Genomic DNA, 21,707 nt, shown 5'->3' on the forward strand with positions numbered 1-21,707 from the left:
AGGATCCCAGAAGCCAATGGATCGGCAGGATGCGGGAGCGGCGGCATCCGAACATTGTCGCTGTCGCTCTTGCCAACAAGAATGCCAGGATCGTGTGGTCGATCTTGTCACGAGGCGAGGCCTATCGCCCGGCTGAGACTGTATCGCCGAGCTGAGGAAAGTGAAGAAACACCCAGGGTAAGGAGGACGTTTCCGACAGAATTGCAGCAACCTGGCAGGAGATGGTGAAGGGATACGACCCGTCGCTTCTTGAACCTGATGTGTGGACCGGCAAGGCCGGTGCCTATGCCTTGGAGCCATTGAGGGAGAGGCGCGCGGAAATCCATCGGGGCTCGCGGCGACGATGTATCGGGCCGCTCTGAGAAGCCGGATATACGTCAGCAATCGTGATCACCAAACCAGACCCAACCAGACCGTTGCAATCAGGCGGAGTCCATATACATCCACACACGACCTTGGCTGCGCTTTGCACCGAGGTCGGCTGAGCGGGACGAAGTTGCTCTTGGTGAAAGCAGGATCAAGGTCGGCCATTGGCCTGTTGCTGCTATTCGATTGACGTACCTGCGCGACACGCGGTCGAAGACCGCCGCGCATCGCCGTGCCGCCCCCCGGCGCGGCGATTTGGCTGCAACCTGTTATGCGCTCTGATGTTTTTCGGGTTTGGCTGCCATAAAGTACTGCCAAACTAGCCTAGGATCGCCACACCGCGGCACGACGATGCGCGGCTCATGGCAACGGCAGCAATAGGCCAAGCCAAGCCGAAGTTCGTTTCTAACGCAATCGACAGTCTGGGCTCCTGCCGGACCTCAGATGAATCGCAGCATCGTGTGATATGATGCTTCGGTCAACGTCTGGTTCTCGTTGTGGGAGGGATTGGCGGATCGGAGGATCAGTCATGAACACACCAAACTTACCGGCCATTCGGGCACTTCGCCCTGCTTGGAACAAGGGCCGCATCGCGGGCCAGAAGCGACCACTCAAGCCCACCCACGCCTGGGCGATAAGGGTGCGGCTGGAGCTGGCCCAGAACCATCGCGATCTTGCGCTGTTCAATCTGGCAATCGACAGCAAGTTGCGTGGCTGCGATCTGGTCAAAATGAAAGTCGTCGATGTCATGGCGTCAGGTCAGATTAAGGAACGCACGTCCGTGCAGCAAAGCAAGACCCAGAAGCCCGTGCGCTTTGAAATCTCTGAAGGCACGCGCGCATCTCTGGCACGGTGGATGCGGGAACCGCTGTTGGTTGGATCCGAATACCTCTGGCCCGGTCGGTTTCACGAACGTCTCCGCATTTCGACCCGCCAATATGCGCGGATTGTCCGTGACTGGGTGACGTCGATTGGCTTGGAGGCGAGCGCATACGGCACGCATTCGATGCGACGAACCAAGGTGACCCAAATCTACAAAAAGACCGGTAACCTGCGTGCAGTCCAGCTGTTGTTGGGCCATACCAAGATGGACAGCATTGTCAGATACCTTGGCGTTGAGCTTGAAGATGCGCTGGCAATCGCCGAAGCTATCGAAATCTAAACGACTGGGCCGTCTTCACGGACGGCCCATTGCTGCTGCTCGTCTTTGACCCGCCATCTACGGTGCAGCGCGCCGAAGCGGATGGGGGGATGGCTCCTGCTCCACCGGCGTCGCAATGCGCCATACTGCAGTTGTCTATCACTGCAAGGAAAGGAGCTACCCCATGCAGGTTACAACAGTCGGCCCGGATCTGGCCAAAGCATTTTCCAGGTACACGGCATCACAACGGACGGAACTGTCGCCTCCAATCGGTCTTTGAGACGATCACAACTTCTGGCCTGTTGAATGTCACCCAGAACAGACCCGGTAGAGGTCAGAAGTGTCACTGAGAAATGACCCATGTGCAACCTTGGCCCTGACGGGATTTTTCGGGGGGTATTGGAGTGATAGACATGGGATTTTTGAGCGTAATTCGACGCTGGGCCCAGATGATACGTGCGGTTTTGTTCGCCATGGCAACGGTAGCAACCCGTGGGAGCTTGCGTTCACGCAAGGCCATTGCCCATGGATCGACACGGTCGGGATTGACCTTCATCTGGTTCAATCGGGCGGTCATGCCGGTGACAAGCAGACGCCTGAGATATCGATCTCCCATTTTCGAGATGCCTCCCAAGCGCTCTTTGCCACCGCTTGAACGATTGAGGGGCGTGAGGCCCAGCCAGGCCGCAAACTCTCGCCCGTTGCGGAACTGGTGTCCATCGCCAGCCGTTGCGACGATGGCCGATGCCGTGATCGGGATGACAATAGAAGCAGTCGATGTGGCCATCGGCCTCGAATTCGATGAACGCGGCGGGGATGTCGTTGTTCGATACGGCGACCGTGATCGCCCTGCCATCCGTAACCCTCGCGTGATATTGCTCCGGCAGCATCGGTGCCGGGCTCCACGCATCGAGCTGTGCCGTAGTGTAGTCGCGCGCGCCGATAGCATGGACAGCCAGCTCAGAATTTCTCGGACGTCAGCCAATCCCTGAACACCTCGACCTCGGGGGTATGCTTCGTGTCATCGTACTGCACCAGAAAGAACTTCTGCAGCATGGGTATCTCGTAAGGAACGGGGGCAATCAGCGCACCTGTTTCCAGATACTGTCTGGCAAAGCTGCGGCTGATGAGGGCAGAGCCGTGCCCGGACGCAAGGATTTGCAAAGCAATCAGCGACGAGTCCGCCTTCATCCAGTGTACGGGAATCGGCACATCGAGCCCGTATTTGTCGGACAGGCGACCCCAGTCGGTTTCCGATCCGACGACCTGAACGACACCTGCTGCGGCCAACCGATCGATCGAGAGGTCGTCGCCAAGGGATGACGCATGGTCGGGATGGCACACGACCACCGCGTCATCGACCTGGAGGGGCCAGATATTGCGTTCCGGCCAGTCGCCATCGCCGTAGCGGATATCCAGATCAATGCCGGCATCGGTCATGCGATCCGACCAGACCGTGGTGAAGAGGTCGATCTCGATCTCGGGGTGCCGTTCTCGAAACCTCTTCAAGCGCGGTGCGAGAACCAGAGCGGCAAAAGAGATCGACGACCGAACACGAAGTGTCGCCTTGCGCTGCCCTCGAAACAGCCCGTCGGTCGCCTGTTCCATCTCGAGAAAAGATTTCCGAAGCGGTTGCGCATAGGCCTGGCCGACATCGGTCAGAGCCACGCCTTTGGGCAGGCGCTTGAACAGCTCGGCCCCCAATCGCTTTTCCAGAAGCCGGACCTGCTGGCTGACGGCGGCCGGGGTCAGATGAAGCTCATCCGCCGCCGCCGTGAATGAACTGTGACGCGCCGCAGCATCGAACGCACGCAACCAGGTGACATGGGGCAATCTTCGCATCCGGGTGTTCCTTTTGAAGCGCAACATGGCCTTGTGCGCGTCCATGCGCAATTCGCTGAGACCAAAATAATATGGGGCCTCGGCGGTGAAAGTCGTTGTTTGTGACTGTGCCGGTTTCGTCCCCATATTGTTCAGGGATTGGGCGGAGAGTGCAGATGGATGACGTCGACTATGTGATCGTCGGGGCTGGATCAGCGGGCTGCGTGATGGCCAACCGCCTGACCGCGAGTGGCCGCCACCGGGTGCTTCTGCTCGAGGCCGGGGGCCATGATGCGCGCATGTGGATCAAGATCCCCCTGGGCTATGCCAAGACCTTTGCCGATCCGACACTGAACTGGGGCTACGTGACCGAAGCGGATGACGGCCTCGCGGGGCGCCGGATCTATTGGCCGCGGGGGCGCGTCATTGGAGGATCAAGCTCGATCAACGCCATGGCCTATGTCCGCGGTCAGCCTCGCGATTTCGAGGATTGGGCGGCAGCCGGTGCGACAGGCTGGGACTGGCCGGCGGTACAGGACGCCTATGAAAACATGGAAACCCGGGCGATGGACGCGTCGCAAGCCGGCTCGTCTGGCAATGGACCAGTCTGGGTGCAGGATCTCTCGGACCAGATGCATGCGTTTTCACGGGTCTTTCTGGAGGCAGGCCGCAGCGCCGGGTTTCCCCTCGTCGAAGACATGAACCGGCCCGGGGCCGATGGTATTGGATTCTACCGCAGCACCGTGCGCCGTGGCGTACGGTGGTCCTCGGCGGATGCGTTCCTGCGGCCTGCGGCGCGGCGGGCCAATCTGCGGGTCGTCACCCATGCACAGGTGACCCGGCTGGAGTTCAGCGGCGCGCAGGTGCATGGGCTCGCCTATATGCGGGGCACCCAAATGTGCCACGTTCGCGCGCGCAAGGAGGTCATCCTCTGCGCGGGGGCCATCAATAGCCCGCACCTTCTGCAACTGTCGGGTATTGGACCGGCCGCGCTATTGAAGGCGCACGGGATCGAGGTGCGGCATGATCTGGCCCATATCGGACAGGGGCTTCAGGATCATCTGGCTGTGTCCTGTCAGTTCGAGGCCCGTGCGCCAACGCTCAACTCTCTGTTGGGCAGTCCGCTGGGACGGCTGCGCGCTGGACTGCGCTATGCGCTGACCCGGCAGGGGCCGCTCGCGGTGCCGGTCAATCAGGTGGGCGGCTTCGTGCGTTCCACGCCGCAACAGGCAGCACCGGATGTACAACTGTTCTGCAACCCGGCCTCTCGACGAGGTCGACCGCACAGGCAAGGTGGTTCCGGACCGTCAGCCTGGTTATCTCTTGTCCGCGCAGCCGTGCCGCCCGACCAGTCGCGGACATGTGCGGATCGCCTCGGCATCCTGGCGCGATGCGCCTGTGATCCAGCCCAATTCGCTTGCAACCGATGACGACAGAGCCGCAGCCGTGCGTGCCGGCAAGGTGATCCGCGATCTCGCCCGGACCGCGCCGCTGCAGGAGGTCACGGCGCTTGCCAAAAACCCAGAGCTGGATACGATGGATGACAGCGCCCTTCTGGACGACTTTCGCAACCGGGCCTCGACGGTCTATCATCCCTCCTGCACCTGCCGCATGGGGCATGGTCCGCAGGATTCGGTGCTCAACGCTCGGCTTCAGGTCCACGGCGTGCCGGGGCTACGGGTGGTCGATGCGTCGGCGTTTCCCAATATCACCTCCGGCAATATCAATGCCCCGACCATGATGCTTGCGATGCGCGCAGCGGAGATGGTCCTGGAAGATGCCGGATGAGCGCCGCCGCAGATCGAACACCCATCCGCATACGGGCGCATCAGCGCCGTGACGCCGCAAACCGGATTGACACGTAATGCTGGCATCTCCGCCGGCGAAAGGAGAAACGACATGATCACACTCGACACGTTCTACATCGACGGGGCTTGGGTCGCGCCGGTCTCGACCCAGACGATGCCGATCCTCTCGCCGGCCACCAACCGTCAGGTCGGCACCGTCGCCATGGGCAACGCGGCGGATGTGGACCGGGCCGTTCAGGCGGCCAAACGCGCCTTCGAGACGTTTTCCATGACGTCGAAGGACGAGCGCCTCACCTTGCTGCGCCGTCTGGCCGAGGTGACGCGGGCGCGCATCGACGATCTGGCCCATGCCATGACCACCGAGATGGGCGCGCCGATCACCATGTCGCACGCGGTGCAGGCCGATGCCGGCATCGGCCATCTGGAGGCCTTCATCGCCGCACTTGAGAGGCTCGACGAGGAGGAAACCCTGCCCAATGGTGATATCCTGAGCCGCGAGCCGATCGGTGTCTGCGGGCTGATCACACCGTGGAACTGGCCGATCAACCAGATCGCGCTCAAGGTAATCCCCGCGCTGGCGGCCGGGGCGACCTGCGTGCTGAAGCCGTCCGAACATACGCCACTCTCGGCCAAGGTCTATGCCGAGATCGTGCACGAGGCGGGCTATCCGGCTGGGGTCTTCAACCTTGTGCAAGGCGACGGCCCGACGGTGGGCGCCGCGCTGTCGCGGCACCCCGACGTGGCGATGATGTCCTTCACCGGCTCGACACGCGGCGGCAGCGCCGTGACGCGCAATGCCGCCGACAGTTTCAAGCGGGTGACGCTGGAACTGGGCGGCAAATCCCCAAACCTGATCTTTGCCGATGCCGACCTTGAGAAACGCGTGGCCGAGGGTGTGGACGCATGCTTCTTCAACACCGGGCAATCCTGCGACGCCCCCACCCGCATTCTGGTGGAGCGCAGCGTCTATCCCCGCGTGCTGGAGTTGGCCCAAGCCGCTGTAGAGGCCACCGTCATGGGCGATCCCGAACAGGAAGGCGATCATCTCGGGCCACTATTTGACGAGATCCAGTATGAACGGGTTCAGGCGATGATAGAGACAGGGCTGGATGAGGGCGCGCGCCTTCTGACCGGCGGGCCGGGCCGTCCCGACGGATTGTCGGAGGCCTTGCAATCCGGCTGGTTCGTGCGTCCGACGATCTTCTGCGATGTGACCCCCGAAATGGTGATCTGGCGCGAGGAGATCTTTGGCCCGGTGCTCACCATCACCCCGTTCGACACGGAGGATGAGGCAATCGCGCTGGCCAATGACACCGAATATGGCCTCGCGGCCTTTATCCAGACCGGCAGCGAAGAGCGCGCCCTGCGAGTCGCGCGCCGCCTGCGCGCGGGCGGCATCCATATCAACGGACGCGATGCCGGGTATGGCTCCCCCTTTGGCGGGTTCAAGCATTCGGGCAATGGCCGCGAGGGCGGTGTTCAGGGGCTTGAGGACTACATGGAAATCAAGACGCGCCCGCCTTTCGCCGCCTGACTTTGCAGAACGACAAAACGGCGCGGGATATTCCGCGCCGTTCCGTTGTATCGGATGCCTGCCGGTTCAGGCGCGCGCCTGAACCGCCTCGACCGCGCGCTCACCAGTGTAGCCCTGTCGCGCCAGCACCCGGTAGGTGCTGCGCAGCGCACCGCGGTCGGTATAGCAGCCGCGCATATGGCGACTGCCACTGTCGGCGACGTAGCCTTCGCGTCCATGCACGATCCGGTGGTTATCAAAGACCACGCAGTTTCCCGCCTCCGAGCGGAATCGGATCAGAAATCTGTCCTCCTGCATCATGCGGATGAACTTGAGGAAAGCTGGATAGTAGCGGTCCAGAAGCTCCTGCGGCAGGTCCATATTGTCCTGGAGATGCTGCGAGATCGTGACACCGGTCACGTTTCCGTCGAGATCGGTCTCGATCACACGCTGATGCGCGCGGTAATCCCAATTGTCATGCCGGTAAAAGAACGGAATGTAGTGGCGGGACAAGAGATCGAATGCCTCCGGGTCCTCGTCGCGCAGGGCCTCGGCCACGGCGGCCCCGTCGAGAAACAGCGACAGCCCACCCTCGACGGTGTTTTCCAGGCAATGCAGAAACTGCACGCCGGGGGCGGTCTCCTCGCCCGGCAGGTCAGTGTGCATTTCCAAAGGGCCCGCCGTGAAGGCGAGGTTGGTGGGCTCTATCTCGACCCGCACATCAAAGAACAGCCCCTCCGCCGACGGCGTGATGGGCCCGATCGCCTCGGCAAGACGCGGCAGACTCTCGGTGCTGTGCTCCATGTCGGTGACGATGGCGATGCCGTCCTCGATCACGGCGCGGCTCAGCCCGGCGCGTCCCTCCATCGTACCGGTTACCTCCTCTTGGCTGATGCGGACGATGTCGGGCGCATGGTCTTTGTACCAGAGGTTGCGCGCAATCTCGGCGGGATCGTTGGCGCGGCCGTTCGCGGCGACCTCTTCAAGCAGGCCAAGTGGCACATGGCTGGCCTGCGCCTCCTCCTGCCAGCCGATCACCACCATGTCGCCATCGACATGGGCCGAGGTGGCGCGCGGCGGCGCAGCCAATTCCGACGTGTCGAACACCCGTTCGCGCGTCTGTGGATCAATGCAGGACACGCAGGCATCGTGCAGCCAGTAATAGTTGAAATAAGCGGGGCCGCCAGGTAGCCCGACAACCATGCCTTTGTCCTGAAAGTCGAATGTCACGTCATTCATCGGTTGGTTATCCTTTCGGCAATTGCATAACGTCTCAGGTGGCGTAGGGGTCCGCCTCGGCATCGAGGATGGCGCGGATTTCGCGCAGATGCGCCTCGGCCTGACCGGGATAGTCTTCGAGTTCCCGCGCGGTCTTTTCCGCGATTTCGTCCGAGAGCCGACGCAGGGGCTGGCCGGTCTGAAGCGCCCGGACATAGGTTTCCGCCGCGCGCTCAAAATAGTAGAGCCGGTTGAACGCATCCGCGACGCCGCTACCGATCACGAGCAGGCCGTGATTGCCCATCACCATGACCTTCTTTTTCGGGTCGGACAGCAATCCGGCACAGCGCCTGCCTTCCTCCTCAAAAGCCAGACCGCCAAATGCAGTATCCACGACATGACGGTTATGGAACGTCGCGGTGTTCTGGTCGATCGGCGGCAGCGTGCTGTCCGCAAGGCAGGCCAGCACCGTCGACCAAATCGAATGGGTGTGAATCACACAGCGCGCATGCGGACAGTGGCGGTGGATCGCCCCGTGCAGCCCCCATGCGGTGGGATCGGGTGCATCAGGTCGGTCGAGCGTTCCCGGATCATCGGCATCGAGCAGCAGCAGGTCCGAGGCGCGGATGCGCGCGAAGTGCATCTGATTGGGATTGATCAGAAACTCGGTGCCGGTTTCGTTCACCGCCAGGCTGAAGTGGTTCGCCACCGCCTCGTGCAGACCGAGCCGCGCGGTCCAGCGAAAGGCGGCGGCGAGATCGGCGCGCCCCTGCGCAAGGCCTGTCTCCGCTTGGGGTTCTGGGGCAAGGTCTTTCATCGGCTCACTCCGCCGCAAGGGGCTTGGCGCGACCGGTCGGGAACACCTCGTAGCCGGGCTCCTCGGGCTCGTCATCGACCAGTTCGGCGGGAAAGCCCGGTGCCAGGATCTGCAAGCCAGTCGCATCCTCCAGCCTGCGGATGATGTTGGGCGACAACTCGCGCTCGCCGTAGCGGGCGATGCCGTCCTCGAAGATGCCGACCAGCAGCGGGCTGATCTCCAGCGGCACATTCGCCGCCTCGGCGACCTTGTGGAACAGGCCGATATCCTTTTTCACCAGGTCCATCGTAAAGGAGACATCGCGCGAACCGTTCAGGATCAGCTGGCTTTCGGTTTCATGCACGAAGGATGTGCCCGACGAGATCTTCATCGCCTCATACGTGGTGTTGAGATCCATCCCGGCGGCCTTCATCGTCACCAGCGCCTCGCAGCAGGACAAAAGATTTGCGGTGGCGAGATAATTGGTCATGACCTTCAGGATTGACGCCGTGCCGATCTCGCCGGTGTGCAGGACCCGGCGACCCAGAGCCGTCAAGGTCGGCAGCATGCGCTCGAAGGTGGCGCGATCGCACCCCGCAAAGATCGAGATATTGCCGGTATCCGCCCGGTGACAGCCGCCCGAGACCGGGCATTCGACGGCTGACCCGCCCTGCGCCTCGACAAGTGATGCGAGGCGTTTCACTTCCTCGGCATCCGTGGTCGACATCTCGAGCCAGATTTTGGTGTCATCGATGGCCGGCAACATCGCTTCCACCACCGCGGCGGAGGCGGCCGGCGACGGCAGGCAGGTGATCACGGCGTCGCAGGCCTTCATCAGGGCCAATGGTCCATCGACCGTTTCCGCCCCTTTCTCGACGAACCCCGCGACCAGTTCAGGGTTCAAGTCGTAGACCGTGAGGTCAAACCCGTTGCGCAGCAGGCTGCCTGCAAGCTTGCCGCCGACATTGCCCAATCCGATAAATCCGATTTTCATTCCCATGTGCCCCGCGTGCTGTGATCCCTGATGTTTCCAGCAGGATGGCGCAGCAGGGCACACGCGTAAAACAATGACATTGCACCCTGAGGGTTCAGTTCCATTGACAGACCTGCCAAAAGTCAGATTGATTTCGTCGGTGGTTGGCCTGGCTTATTCTTTTTGTACGTTCGTTGGATCAAGTTCTCCATGGTTGCTACCGACCCGATTTCGAGTTGCTTTGCTGATACCCGGCTTTCTTCGACAGCTTTGATGCACCAGCATAGGTGCGTTTCATCCTGCATGACCGTGCGTCTGAAAGGATTAGACATCACGTCGACCAGCGAAAATGTGCTGACAGCGGCTGAATGAAGTGCAGCCTCCAAGGGGCCGACGTCCATCAATACAGGGTTGATCCAGTCATGCGGCAACGCAGAAGGCAGCCAGCAGGTTACGCCATGTTAATGTCAACTTACATCGGCACAGCCTTGGCGGGATCACCGGCCGGGTTTGCGACCGTATCAGGCTCCTGGAGCGCCGTCAGCAGCACTCCGGATGCAACCGTGGCCCCAACCGTCCGCGCACTTTCCCCATAGCCTGCTCCAAGACACACGCGGCTTCCACCTTGGGAGGTTTTCCAACGCGGGTCGTGGTCGCGCGAATGAGCAGCGTTCTGCCGCGACCCGCATCGGAAAACCTTCACCTGAGCAGACGCTCATGTATTTCCCGGCGAATGTCGGCTTCAGGCCCATGCACGCGGAGTCGCCGCGGGGCATGCCGGCGGGCGACACCTTGGTGCATGCTTCGGAAGAACCATGGTTGGTCTTGTGTTTAGAATAAGGTCAAAGCGGACCACTCGACGGTGCCGCCGAGGGCAAAGTCAGGTGAGTACATATATCGCCACGCCGACCGCCAGCCAGCCAAAGGCCGCGAGCGCCAGCCAGTAGAGCGCCGTGTCGAGGACACCGCCGTGATCGTGGTCGTGGTGATGCCCATGCCCGTCAGAGCCTTGCCAAACCAGCCAGCCGAAGACCGCCGAGAGAAACAGGAAGGCAAGGTTCATCCAGAACGTATAGTCGATTTCGAACCGCTCGATCGGGTCGATCAGCCCCTTCGAGGCGCTTTGCGGATCAAGGCCCAGAAGCGCGAACCCGTAATGCACGATTAGTGCCGTGATTACGAGTGCGCCGAGGAAGAGCGCCGCGATGTAAAGCGCCATCTTCCATCCGTAGAACTGCGCGTGCACCCGGATCACCGGAAACACCACCAGGTCGGAAAAGATGAAGGCCATGATGCCCGCCACGCTCACGCCATTGGCAAAGAGCAGCCCGGCCAGGGGGATGTTGCCCATTGAGCCGATAAAGGTGAAGAACGCCGCGACGGGCCCAATGAGCGTGTGCGAGATCACTTCGCCAAAGCTGCGCGTGCCCTCCTCGCCGGTGCCGGGGAAGAGCCAGGTGAAGAACTCGGTCGGCACGAAGGCCGCGATGATGCCCGCGACGGTGAAGCCCACGGTCACGTCCTTCCACACCATCTGCCATTCCATGAGATAGGCCATGCCCAGCTTGCGCCAGAGAGACGGCTTTTCGATCAGGTCCTTGGGGTCCTCGGGGTCGTCCTCTTCGCCCGCCTCCAGTGAACTGCGCACGTTCTCAATGAGCTTTTGCGGCCGGTAGAGCGCCACCAGCGCCCACATCACGGCGATGAGGATGAGGCCGCCCACGTACTCGGCGACCACGAAGTGCCAGCTGAGAAAGACCGAGATTACGATGCCGAGCTCGATCACGAGGTTGGTGGACGCCAGCAGAAAGGCCATGGACGGCACGAACCCCGCTCCCTTGGCGAAAAGCACACGGGTGGAGGCCAAGGCGGAAAAGCTGCAAGAGGAAGACACGAACCCGAAGAAGCTGGCCAACGACAGGGACTTGAAATTCTCTCCACCCATCGCCTGCTGCATCTGGTCCCGGCTGACGAAAAGCTGGATCGCCGCGCTGATGAGATAGCCCAAGCCAAAGGCCCAGAAGGCCACCCAGAAGAAGCCGAGTGTGGTCAAGGCCGCGTCGGCCCAGGTTTGCATGAATTCCATAGTCAACCCTTTACCATTAGGTCGCTAACGCGAGCCCGTCGCGGGGTGTTCCTTCTGGCGACCAGCACGCATTTTGCGGAGTTGCGATTTTGGCATCTGCATGCAGAGCCCAGCCTTGTCAGCCGTTTTGCCCTCCTCTTGACAAGGCCACCGCCGCATACGCATGATCTGGAGCATGATATCTGCTGCATGTCGAATGGTCGGACTGGTCACATTTTTGTCGGTTGCCTTCGTTGTTGTTCTCGCAGCGACGAGCGCGCCTGCGTCAGCGCATGTCGCGCATTCGCATGATGTCTCGGCCCCCGTGCAGGAGCTTGCCGGGGTCGGTGATCTGTACGACGTCGACACATGCTGTCACAAGGCTGGCACCTGTATCGTGCAGTTTTTGCAGTTTGGTCCGGCCAATTTTTCTTCGGATGCCGCAATGAGCCTTGCGCAGCGGAGCTTCAGTGCTGAGCGGTATGCTTCCGTGGCTCACACAGCAGACCCGCCCCCGCCGCGACTTTGACCGATGGACACCCGCCCTCCGGGGCAAATTCTGTCGGATCAAGGGAAATCAGGAATGACATTCAAACAACTGCTACTTGGCGGGGCCGCCATCGCGAGCCTTTCCGTAACGGCTTTCGCGCATTCGGGCGCCACCGGCCTCGTCAAGGAGCGCATGGACGCGATGAAAACGATGGGCGACGCTGTCAAACGGATCAAACCGATGATGTCGGGCGAGGCCGCCTATGACGAAGCCGCCGTGCGCGAGGCCGCGCAGGCCATTGCCGAAGAGGCAGGCACGGCGATGACGGAAAAGTTCCCCGAAGGCTCGACTGATCACCCGTCAGAGGTGCTGCCGCGCACCTGGGACGAGTGGGACCGGTTCACGGGATTGGCCGAACAGCTCGAAGTGGCCGCGAACGGGCTGGCCCGGGCCGCCGGGAACGGAAGGCATGGCGACGGCCACATGATGGGCGATCAATCGGGCATGATGGGGGACCAGTCAGGCATGATGGGCGGCGGCATGATGATGGGCAACGGTGCGTTCCCAGAGGGCATGACCGCAAGCCAGATTGGCCAGATGCCGGCCGACGGGGCCTTCATGATGCTGACGCAGACCTGCTCGGCCTGCCATGACCATTACCGCAAGGACGACGACTGATCATGCGACCGATGTTTAGTGGTCTCCTGGCCATCGTTGCGGTGGCCGGGCTGAGCGGTGTGTCCCTTGCCGTCTGGCCTATCGGCGAATCGCCCAGGCTGGCGGAGCTTGAAGGCGACGCGCAGCGGGGCGGCTACCTGGCGCGCGCCGGGGGCTGCATCGCCTGCCATTCGGACCCGAACTCGAGCCGGCCCGCGCTGACCGGCGGGGCGCCGATCAAGACCGGGTTCGGCACCTTCGTGCCGCCGAACCTGACCCCGCACGAGACATCGGGCATAGGCGCGTGGTCGATCGATGATTTCGCCCGTGCCGTGCGGCAGGGCGTGGCGCCTGATGGCGTGCCCTACTATCCGGCCTTTCCCTATGCGTTTTATGGCCACCTCAGCGATCAGGACATCGCCGACATGTGGGCGGCGTTCCAGGGTGTCGCGGCGCAGGAGGTGACGGGCGGGGAGAGCAAGATCGCCTTTCCCTTCAACCTGCGCTTCGGGCTGAAGCTCTGGCGCGCGGCCTATGCCAAGGGACCACCGACCGACGCCGATCCCGAACGGTCGGAGGCGTGGAACCGGGGCCGCTGGCTGGTCAATGGCGTCGCGCATTGCGGGGCCTGTCATACAGACCGCAACCTCTTGGGCGGGCGCCGCGCGAGCCAGTCCCTCGCCGGACGCGATGACCTGCCGGGGGGCGGCAAGGTGCCGGCGATCAGGCCCGGGGATTTGGCGCAAGCGGGCTGGACGGTGTCTTCTCTGGCCTATGGGCTGAAATCCGGGGTCATGCCGGATGGCGACACCTTCGGCAGCGGCATGGGCGAGGTCGTGCGGCACGGCACGGCGTGGCTCAGCGAAGAGGACCGCCGCGCGATGGCCGCCTTCCTTCTGGACAAAGACGAGACCGGCGACGGGGGCTGATCCCTGTCCCGGCGCAAAAACACTTGGAGAGACCAATGAACAAGACGCTGATGATCGGTGTTCTCGCCGCCGCACTTGCTGGCGTTGCCTATTACGCCACCCAGACCGGCGAGAGCGGCCCGGGCGCGCCCGCGCAAGGCGCGGCGATGGTCGAGGTCACGCTGCCCCAAGAGCTATCGCAGACCGCACAAATGGGAAAGAAGGCCTTCAACGCCGTCTGTGCCGACTGCCACGGACAGAACGCGGAGGGAAAGATGGGCAATGGACCACCGCTCATTCACAAGATCTACGAACCATCGCATCACGGCGACATGGCCTTTCACATGGCCGTGCAGAACGGGGTGCGCGCGCATCACTGGCGCTTTGGAAATATGCCCGCGCAAAAGGGGCTCACGCGCGCCGACGTGGAGGGCATCATCGCCTATGTGCGCGAAGTCCAACAGGTCAACGGGATCAACTGAAGCCGGCCGCTCTCAAGACCCAGGCCTGCCGCAGACGACTGCGGCAGGCCTTTTGGGAATCCCTTACAGCTTCACGCCACGCAGCCGGAGCGCGTTGCCGATCACCGAGACCGACGAGAGCGACATCGCCGCCGCCGCGATCATCGGCGACAGCAGCAGGCCGAAGACCGGGTAAAGGATGCCTGCCGCGACCGGAACGCCCGCCGCGTTGTAGACGAAGGCGAAGAACAGGTTCTGCTTGATGTTGCGCAGGGTTGCGAGGGCGAGCTTGCGGGCGCGAACAATGCCGGTCAGATCGCCCGACAACAGCGTAATACCGGCGCTTTCCACCGCCACATCCGCGCCGCTGCCCATAGCGATGCCCACATCCGCCGCGGCAAGTGCCGGGGCGTCGTTGACCCCGTCGCCGGCCATGGCCACGCGCGCGCCCTCGTCGTGCAGCTCGTCAACAAGCGCCTTCTTGTCCTCCGGCAGGACCCCGGCGCGCACGTCGTCGATACCCAGCTTGGCGGCCACCGCCTCGGCGGTGCGCTGGTTGTCGCCAGTGGCCATGATGACCCGCAGCCCTTGAGCGTGCAGATCGCGGATCGCGCCTTCGGTCGTGTCCTTGATCGGGTCGGCGACGGCGACGATCCCGGCGAGCTTGCCGCCAATGGCTATGAACATCGCGGTTTTGCCCTCCGTGCGCAGCGCATCCGCCGTGTCCTCTGCCTTGCCCGTGTCTATGCCAAGGCTCTCCATCATCGCCGGGTTGCCGAGCGCGGCGTCCTCGTCATCGACGCGACCCTTCACCCCCTTGCCCGTCACCGCCTCGAAATCCGAGGCGCGCGCGGGTATCTGGCCCCGCTCACGCGCGCCGCTGACGATGGCCTCGGCCAACGGGTGCTCGGACCCCATTTCCAACGCGGCGGCGACGGTGAGCACATCGTTCTCGTCCCGATCCGAAAGGGAGACAACGTCGGTCAGGCGCGGGCGGCCCTCGGTCAGCGTGCCGGTCTTGTCAACGATCAGCGTGTCGACCTTGGCCATGCGTTCCAGCGCCTCGGCGTCCTTGATGAGAACGCCCGCCTGCGCGCCCCGTCCGGCGGCGGTGGTGATCGAGATCGGCGTCGCGAGACCAAGCGCACAAGGGCAGGCGATGATGAGCACCGAGACGGCCGAAACGATGGCGAAGGCCAGCGCGGGGTCGGGCCCGACACTCAGCCAGGTGACGAAGGCGATCACGGCCACCGCCACGACCGCGGGCACGAAGATCTCCGACACCTTGTCGGCCAGCCCCTGGATCGGCGCCTTGGATCGCCGCGCGCCTGCGACCATGTCGACGATCTGCGCGAGCACGGTATCGGCGCCCACCTGCGTGGCCCGGATCGCGAGGGTTCCGTTCTTGTTGATCGTGCCGCCGGTGACGTGATCGCCCTCGGTCTTCTCGATCGGGACAGGCTCGCCCGTGATCATGCTTTCATCGACCGAGGAGTGGCCCTCGATCACTTCCGCATCGACCGGCACGCTGTCACCGGGACGCACGCGAAGCATGTCGCCCTCGACCACATTTTCCAGCGGCGCGTCGTATTCCGAGCCATCCGGCAGGATGCGCCGGGCGGTTTTGGGCGCGAGATCCATCAGCGCGCGGATGGCATCACCGGTGCGCTCGCGGGCGCGCAACTCCAGCACTTGCCCCACGAAGATCAGCGTGACGATGACCACGGCTGCCTCGTAGTAGGTGCCGACACCTTCGCCCATGCGGTAATCCTCCGGGAAGACACCAGGCGCGAAGGTAGCGAAGAGCGAGTAGATGTAAGCCGCGCCGACGCCGAGAGAGATCAGCGTCCACATGTTAGGCGAGAGATTGCGGATCGAGTCGATCCCGCGCTTGAAGAAGGGCAGCGCGGCCCAGAACATGATCGGCGTGGCCAGCACGAACTCGATGTAGACCGATAGCTGATGACCCAGCCAACCCCGCAGACTCAGGCCGACCATCTCGCCCATCGTCAGGACAATGAGGGGCACCGCCGCCGCCGCGCTGACCCAGAGGCGGCGGGTGAAGTCGGTCAGTTCCTCGCTGGGCTCGTCGCTCGGCACCATCGGCTCCAGCGCCATGCCGCAGATCGGGCAGGCGCCGGGCTCGTCCCGGATGATCTCGGGATGCATCGGGCAGGTCCATTGCGTGTCATGTGCCACATTACCCTTGGCCTTTTCGGCGTTGCCAGAGGCATAGAAATATGGATCGTTGCGAAAGTTTTCCTGGCAGCCGTCAGAGCAGAAATGAAAACTCTGCCTGTCATGGGTCTCGGTCCGGGTTTTCTCGGTGACCTCCACCGTCATGCCACAAACCGGATCGGTCGCCGTCTTCGCGCCTGCGGGCATGTCGCCACCGTGGCCGTGGTGCTGGCTATGAGGGTCGTGCTGTATCTCCCCGGTCATCGTGCGCTCCTTTCATTGCGGTCACAACATAGGGATTCCAGTCACTGGAGCGTCAAGGCCTTGCCCGGTGTCTTGTGTGACAAGCTCGGAAATACGCTCTTGTCACGTCGCAAGTACCTGTATTCATTGCGAAACTGGCCGCAAGCCACCCGCGGCGTTCACGAACGTTAGGAGCGGTTTCCCGCACTCCCACGACGGTTTGGCTGGACAGTCGCGAAAGCCCGGGTATTTTCGCAACTCGTGAGACAGCTTCGGTCTGCCCTCTCACGGCTCCTTATGGTCTGCCTCGTGGCGACGTTCGTCACGGCCTCAGTGGGCGTGGGAGCCTCTGGCGCTGCGACGTCGGGCGACATGCCGCACGAGATCGGTCATGCAGAGATGCCGATGGACGAAGACTGTCCGACCGAGGCCGATGCGGGGTTGCACGGGCAAAAGGGCCATGAGGCCTGCGCGATGACCGTGTGCTGTTTCTCCGAAGGCCCCGATTTGTCTGCGCTATCGCCGGATTTCGAGGTTATTCCGACCCCCTATCAGCCTCTCGCCGAGCGCCACCTGACCCAAACAGAGCCAGAGCGCGCCAAGAAACCCCCGAAACACACCTGATCTTTCCCATTCGGTCCGGGTCCTCTGACCCGGGTGTGTGCAATGCCGTGGCGCGGCCATGGCAGACAAAAAGACAGGTAATCTCATGCGTGGACGATACGCCGCGCTGGCGATCATGGCGCTTGGCGCCGGAGAGCCGGTGGCATTTGGTACGAACGCGACCGGCTGGCTCAGTCGATGGAGGCGTGCAGCAACGGGCCCGAGATCCTTTACTGGGTCGCGCCGATGGACCCGAACTTCCGCAAGGACGGCCCCGGCAAGTCGCCGATGGGCATGGACCTTGTCCCGGTCTACGAGGGTCAGAAACCCTCGGGCGATCCCGAAGAGGTGACGCTTTCGCCCGTCGAGGTGAACACCATCGGGGTGCGCAGCGCCGTGGCGCGCGTCGAGGAGATCTCGCGCCGGATCGATACGGTGGGCTTCGTCGATTACGACGAGTACGCCACCAGCCATATCCACACCCGGGTCGATGGCTGGATCGAGCGGCTGGAGGTGCGCGCGGTGGGCGACGAGATAGCCGAGGGCGACCTGCTGTTCGATCTCTACGCGCCCGAGATCACCATTGCCAGTTCCGAGTTGCAGCGCGCGACGCGCTCGGGCAATGCCGCCGATATCTCCATCGCCCGCACGAAGCTGGTGAATTTCGGCGTCGATGCGCGACAGATCGAAGAGATGGCCCAGGCCGAGAGCCCCTCGCAACGCATCCGCTTTTACGCGCCGCAGGTTGGTGTGGTCTTTGCGCTGGCGGCGGCGGACGGCATGTTCCTCAATCCGCAGACGCGGGCAATGTCGCTGGCCGATACGTCCTCGGTCTGGCTGATCGTCGACGTGTTCGAGCGGGACATGGGGCGGCTCTCGTCCGACATGCGCGCCGAGGCGCGGTTCGATCATCTGCCGGGACGGGTCTTTACCGGCGAGATCGACTATATCTTCCCCGAACTCGACGCCGAGGCGGGAACCGCCAACATCACCCATGGCCCCATTCAGGCCATCGGCATGCCCGGCATGACCATGGACTTCGCGCTTGCCGGCGCACTGGACGCGAGTAGCCTGCCGGTCGGTCAGGAAACCGGCCTGCTTCTCTTACAGGGGGCCGACATGTCCTTGTCACTCGCCGGCACCGTGGAGTTGGGCCAATGATCCCCGCCATCATCCGCTGGTCAATCGCCAACCGTTTCATCGTCATCGTGCTGGCGCTTTTCCTTGGGGCCGCTGGCGCCTGGTCGCTGCGCACCACGCCGGTTGACGCCATCCCTGACCTGTCGGACGTGCAGGTCATCATCAAGACCCCCTATGCGGGCCAAGCGCCGCAGGTGGTTGAGGATCAGGTGACGTACCCGATCACCACCGCGATGCTGTCCGTACCCGGCGCGGTCGATGTGCGTGGCTTTTCCTTCTTCGGTGACAGTTATGTCTATGTCGTCTTCGAGGACGGCACCGATTTTTACTGGGCGCGCTCGCGGGTGCTGGAATATCTCGCGCGGGTGCAGTCTCGCCTGCCCGAGGGTGTGAACCCGGAGCTTGGTCCGGATGCCACCGGGGTGGGCTGGATCTATCAATACGTGCTGGTCGACCGCACCGGCGGGCATGACCTTTCGCAGCTCCGCACCCTGCAGGACTGGTTCCTGAAATTCGAACTGCAAACCATCGAGGGCGTTTCCGAGGTCGCCATGATCGGCGGCATGATCAAGCAGTACCAGGTCGTCGTCGACCCCAACAAGCTGCGCGCTTTTGATATCCCGCTGGCCAAGCTCAGCGCCGCCATTGGCGCGGCCAACCGCGAAACCGGCGGCAGCGTGATCGAGATGGCCGAGGCCGAATATATGGTCTGAGCCACCGGCTATGTGGACAGTATCGAGGATCTGGCTGAGATCCCGTTGATGGTGAACGACCGGGGTGCAGCGCTGACCCTTGGGGATGTGGCCGAAATCCGGCTGGGCCCGCAGATGCGGCGCGGCGTCGGCGAGTTCAACGGCGAGGGCGATGCGGTGGGCGCGGTGATCGTCATGCGCTGGGGCGAGAACGCTCTGGCGACGATCAATGCTGTCGAGGAGAAGCTCGAAGAACTGCGCGGCTCGCTCCCCGAGGGAATCCAGATCATCACCACCTACGACCGCTCAGGCGTGATCGAGCGGGCAATCGACAACCTGCAGAAAAAGCTGACCGAGGAATTCATCGTCGTCGTGCTGGTCTGCGGTGCGTTCCTTCTGCACCTGCGCTCGTCGCTGGTGATCGTGCTCTTCTTGCCCTTGGGCGTGCTCGCGGCCTTTGCCGTGATGCGGCTGCAAGGTGTCAATGCCAACATCATGTCGTTGGGGGGCATCGCCATTGCCATCGGTGCGATGGTCGACGCCGCCGTGGTGATGATCGAGGCGATGCACCGTAAGATGGAGGGCAAACGCCTGTCCTCCGAGGAGCGATGGCAGGCCGCCCGCAATGCCGCCGCCGAAGTTGGACCGGCGCTCTTTTACTCGCTGGCGATTATCACCGTCAGCTTCCTTCCTGTTTTCGTTCTGGAATCGCAGGAAGGCCGGCTGTTCAAGCCACTGGCCTTCACCAAGACCTATGCCATGGCCGCCGCCGCGATCCTGTCTATCACGCTCGTACCCGTGCTCGTGGGATATTTCGTGCGCGGGAAGATCGTGGCCGAGCGGCGCAATCCGCTTAACGTGGCCTGCCAGTGGATCTACCGCCCGTTTCTCGATGCCGCCGTGGCATGGCCGTGGGGAACTGTCCTGCTGTCCGCAGCACTGGTGGCGTCAATGGCGCATCCCCTGCAACGGTTGGGCACTGAGTTTATGCTGGAGCTGAACGAGGGTGATTTCCTCTATATGGCCTCACTTTATCCCGGTGTCTCTATCGGCAAGGCGCGTGAGGTGCTGCAACAGACCAAACGGATGATCGGGCAGGTGCCAGAGGTCGAGACGGTGCACGGCAAGCTGGGCCGGGCCGATACGGCGACGGACCCCGCGCCGCTGACGATGATCGAAACGACCATTAAGCTGAAGGACCGCGAGGATTGGCGCCCCGGCGTCACCATGGACGACATCCGCAATGAGCTCGACGCCCGCGTGCAGGTGCCGGGCGTCACGAATGTGTGGATCCAGCCAATCAGGAACCGGATCGACATGCTGGCCACAGGCATCAAGACCCCTGTGGGCGTGAAAGTGTCCGGCTCGGATCTGACCGTGATCGAGGAGATCGCCGTCGCGGTCGAGAAGGCCGTCGCCGACATCCCGGGCACGGCCTCGGCCTATGCCGAGCGGCCCGTCGGCGGGCGATTCATCGAGATTGACATCGACCGCGCGGCGGCGGCGCGCTATGCGCTGTCGATCGAGGATGTGCAACAGGTCGTGCAGACGGCCATCGGCGGGCAGACCATCGCGGAATCGGTCGAGGGGCTTGAGCGCTTCCCGATCAACCTGCGCTATCCGCGCGACTGGCGCGACAGCCCGGATCGGTTGGCCGATCTGCCGATGGTCACGCCCTCGGGCGCACACATCCAGCTGGGGGCGGTGGCCGAGGTGAAACTCGTGGATGGCCCCGGCATGATCCGCTCGGAAAACGCGCGACGCACGGGTTTCGTCTTCATCGACATCGCCGGGCGCGACCTGGGCAGTTACGTGGCCGAAGCGCAGCAGGTGGTCGCCGAAGAGGTCGAGTTGCCGCCCGGCTATTCCATCGCCTGGTCGGGACAGTACGAGTATATCGAGCGCGTGCAAGAGAGGCTTGGCCTCGTGGCGCCCGCCACCCTGCTCATCATCACGCTGATGCTGTTTTTGGCCTTCAACCGCGTCACCGAGGTGGCGATCATCCTGCTGGCGCTACCCGTGGCATTGGCCGGCGGTGTATGGCTGATCTTCACGTTGGGTTATGCGGTGTCGGTTGCCGTGCTGGTGGGTTTCATCGCGCTGGCGGGCGTGGCGGTGGAGACGGCAATCATGATGCTGCTCTATCTCAACCTGGCCTGGGACCGGCGCGTGTTGGTCGCCAAGGAGCAGGATCGCGAGGTGAACCGCGAAGATATCGAAACTGCCGTATTCGAGGGCGCGCTTCTGCGGCTTCGGGCCAAGCTGATGACAGTCGCCACGATCTTCGCCGGCCTCATCCCGATGATGAAGGCACCGCGCACCACGTCGCCGTTCCAGCACGTGAACTCGAAGCCGTCGGAGCACCAGCGCAGGTTCGACCGCAGGACGACCACCTTGCCGTCATGGGTCTGCTCCGGACGCTCTGTGTATTTGCGTGCCAGCAGCAGGTTGTGCGCCTTCATGATCCGGTAGACCCTCTTGTGATTGACCGGCGCCAGGCCATCGGCGCGCAGCTTTCGGTTCAGCACCGCCGTGATCCGCCGGTAGCCATAGGTCGGGCGCTTCGCGACCAGCCGCTCGATCAACGGCAGAAGCGCCGCGTCTTGCGCTTTATGATAGCGCCGACGCGGCTTG

The 21,707-nt window shown here is 63.0% G+C and carries 15 protein-coding genes and 4 pseudogenes; 11 read left to right on the forward strand and 8 right to left on the reverse strand.

What is annotated here, in order from left to right:
* Positions 1-155: pseudogene (locus Q0X85_RS02105) on the forward strand (IS110 family transposase); the annotation flags it as partial.
* A 740-nt stretch (positions 156-895) separates the two neighbouring features.
* Positions 896-1,528, forward strand: coding sequence for a tyrosine-type recombinase/integrase (locus tag Q0X85_RS02110; protein WP_297768355.1), 633 nt, complete (start codon positions 896-898; stop codon positions 1,526-1,528).
* Positions 1,529-1,949: 421 nt separating this feature from the next.
* On the opposite strand, the pseudogene Q0X85_RS02115 reads toward Q0X85_RS02110, so the two are convergent.
* Both Q0X85_RS02115 and Q0X85_RS02120 read right to left on the reverse strand, forming a co-directional pair.
* Positions 1,950-2,270, reverse strand: a pseudogene (locus tag Q0X85_RS02115) (transposase); the annotation flags it as partial.
* 197 nt (positions 2,271-2,467) lie between these two features.
* Positions 2,468-3,349, reverse strand: coding sequence for a LysR substrate-binding domain-containing protein (locus tag Q0X85_RS02120; protein WP_297768357.1), 882 nt, complete (start codon positions 3,347-3,349; stop codon positions 2,468-2,470).
* 155 nt (positions 3,350-3,504) lie between these two features.
* On the opposite strand from Q0X85_RS02120, the gene Q0X85_RS02125 reads away from it, so the two are divergent.
* The 3 genes from Q0X85_RS02125 (at position 3,505) to Q0X85_RS02130 (ending at position 6,670) form a co-directional block, all read left to right on the forward strand.
* Positions 3,505-4,758: a GMC family oxidoreductase N-terminal domain-containing protein gene (locus tag Q0X85_RS02125; RefSeq protein ID WP_366129105.1), complete on the forward strand. Its 1,254-nt coding sequence runs from the start codon at positions 3,505-3,507 to the stop codon at positions 4,756-4,758.
* Positions 4,727-5,116, forward strand: coding sequence for a GMC oxidoreductase (locus Q0X85_RS19765; RefSeq protein WP_366129107.1), 390 nt, complete (start codon positions 4,727-4,729; stop codon positions 5,114-5,116). Before Q0X85_RS02125 ends, Q0X85_RS19765 begins: the two co-directional genes overlap by 32 nt.
* 111 nt (positions 5,117-5,227) lie before the next feature.
* Positions 5,228-6,670 carry an aldehyde dehydrogenase family protein gene (locus tag Q0X85_RS02130; protein WP_297768359.1) on the forward strand — a complete coding sequence of 481 codons (1,443 nt, stop codon included), beginning with the start codon at positions 5,228-5,230 and terminating at the stop codon, positions 6,668-6,670.
* A gap of 66 nt (positions 6,671-6,736) precedes the next feature.
* Here the strand turns inward: Q0X85_RS02130 and Q0X85_RS02135 are convergent, their stop codons facing one another.
* The 4 genes from Q0X85_RS02135 to Q0X85_RS02150 form a co-directional block, all read right to left on the reverse strand.
* Positions 6,737-7,888, reverse strand: coding sequence for a TauD/TfdA family dioxygenase (locus Q0X85_RS02135; protein WP_297768362.1), 1,152 nt, complete (start codon positions 7,886-7,888; stop codon positions 6,737-6,739).
* 34 nt (positions 7,889-7,922) lie between these two features.
* Positions 7,923-8,684, reverse strand: coding sequence for a class II aldolase and adducin N-terminal domain-containing protein (locus tag Q0X85_RS02140; protein ID WP_297768365.1), 762 nt, complete (start codon positions 8,682-8,684; stop codon positions 7,923-7,925).
* 4 nt (positions 8,685-8,688) lie between these two features.
* Positions 8,689-9,720 carry an NAD(P)-dependent oxidoreductase gene (locus Q0X85_RS02145; protein ID WP_366129110.1) on the reverse strand — a complete coding sequence of 344 codons (1,032 nt, stop codon included), beginning with the start codon at positions 9,718-9,720 and terminating at the stop codon, positions 8,689-8,691.
* A gap of 796 nt (positions 9,721-10,516) precedes the next feature.
* Positions 10,517-11,722, reverse strand: coding sequence for a permease (locus Q0X85_RS02150; RefSeq protein ID WP_297768370.1), 1,206 nt, complete (start codon positions 11,720-11,722; stop codon positions 10,517-10,519).
* A 562-nt stretch (positions 11,723-12,284) separates the two neighbouring features.
* Here Q0X85_RS02150 and Q0X85_RS02155 point away from each other — a divergent pair.
* The 3 genes from Q0X85_RS02155 to Q0X85_RS02165 are packed head-to-tail and all read left to right on the forward strand — an operon-like array spanning position 12,285 to position 14,238.
* Positions 12,285-12,869: a cytochrome c gene (locus tag Q0X85_RS02155; protein ID WP_297768372.1), complete on the forward strand. Its 585-nt coding sequence runs from the start codon at positions 12,285-12,287 to the stop codon at positions 12,867-12,869.
* 2 nt (positions 12,870-12,871) lie between these two features.
* Entirely contained in the window at positions 12,872-13,777 is a 906-nt protein-coding gene (locus Q0X85_RS02160; RefSeq protein ID WP_297768374.1) for a cytochrome c, read from the forward strand.
* Positions 13,778-13,812: 35 nt separating this feature from the next.
* Positions 13,813-14,238, forward strand: coding sequence for a cytochrome c (locus Q0X85_RS02165; protein ID WP_297768377.1), 426 nt, complete (start codon positions 13,813-13,815; stop codon positions 14,236-14,238).
* A 63-nt stretch (positions 14,239-14,301) separates the two neighbouring features.
* On the opposite strand, the gene Q0X85_RS02170 is transcribed toward Q0X85_RS02165, so the two are convergent.
* Positions 14,302-16,602, reverse strand: a complete 2,301-nt coding sequence (locus Q0X85_RS02170) for a heavy metal translocating P-type ATPase (protein WP_297768386.1) — start codon at positions 16,600-16,602, stop codon at positions 14,302-14,304.
* A gap of 297 nt (positions 16,603-16,899) precedes the next feature.
* On the opposite strand from Q0X85_RS02170, the gene Q0X85_RS02175 reads away from it, so the two are divergent.
* From Q0X85_RS02175 to Q0X85_RS02185, 3 genes and pseudogenes are all read left to right on the forward strand, one after another.
* The gene (locus Q0X85_RS02175) at positions 16,900-17,262 is read left to right on the forward strand and encodes a hypothetical protein (RefSeq protein WP_297768380.1); all 363 of its coding nucleotides are present in this window, start codon (positions 16,900-16,902) and stop codon (positions 17,260-17,262) included.
* Positions 17,263-17,439: 177 nt separating this feature from the next.
* Positions 17,440-18,402: an efflux RND transporter periplasmic adaptor subunit gene (locus Q0X85_RS02180; protein ID WP_297768383.1), complete on the forward strand. Its 963-nt coding sequence runs from the start codon at positions 17,440-17,442 to the stop codon at positions 18,400-18,402.
* Positions 18,399-21,341, forward strand: a pseudogene (locus Q0X85_RS02185) (CusA/CzcA family heavy metal efflux RND transporter); the annotation flags it as partial. The gene Q0X85_RS02180 and the pseudogene Q0X85_RS02185, both read left to right, overlap by 4 nt.
* Before the next feature lie 32 nt (positions 21,342-21,373).
* Here Q0X85_RS02185 and Q0X85_RS02190 read toward each other — a convergent pair.
* Positions 21,374-21,707, reverse strand: a pseudogene (locus Q0X85_RS02190) (IS3 family transposase); the annotation flags it as partial.

Origin of the sequence: uncultured Roseovarius sp., from assembly GCF_947259555.1 — a bacterium.
Taxonomy (GTDB): domain Bacteria; phylum Pseudomonadota; class Alphaproteobacteria; order Rhodobacterales; family Rhodobacteraceae; genus Roseovarius.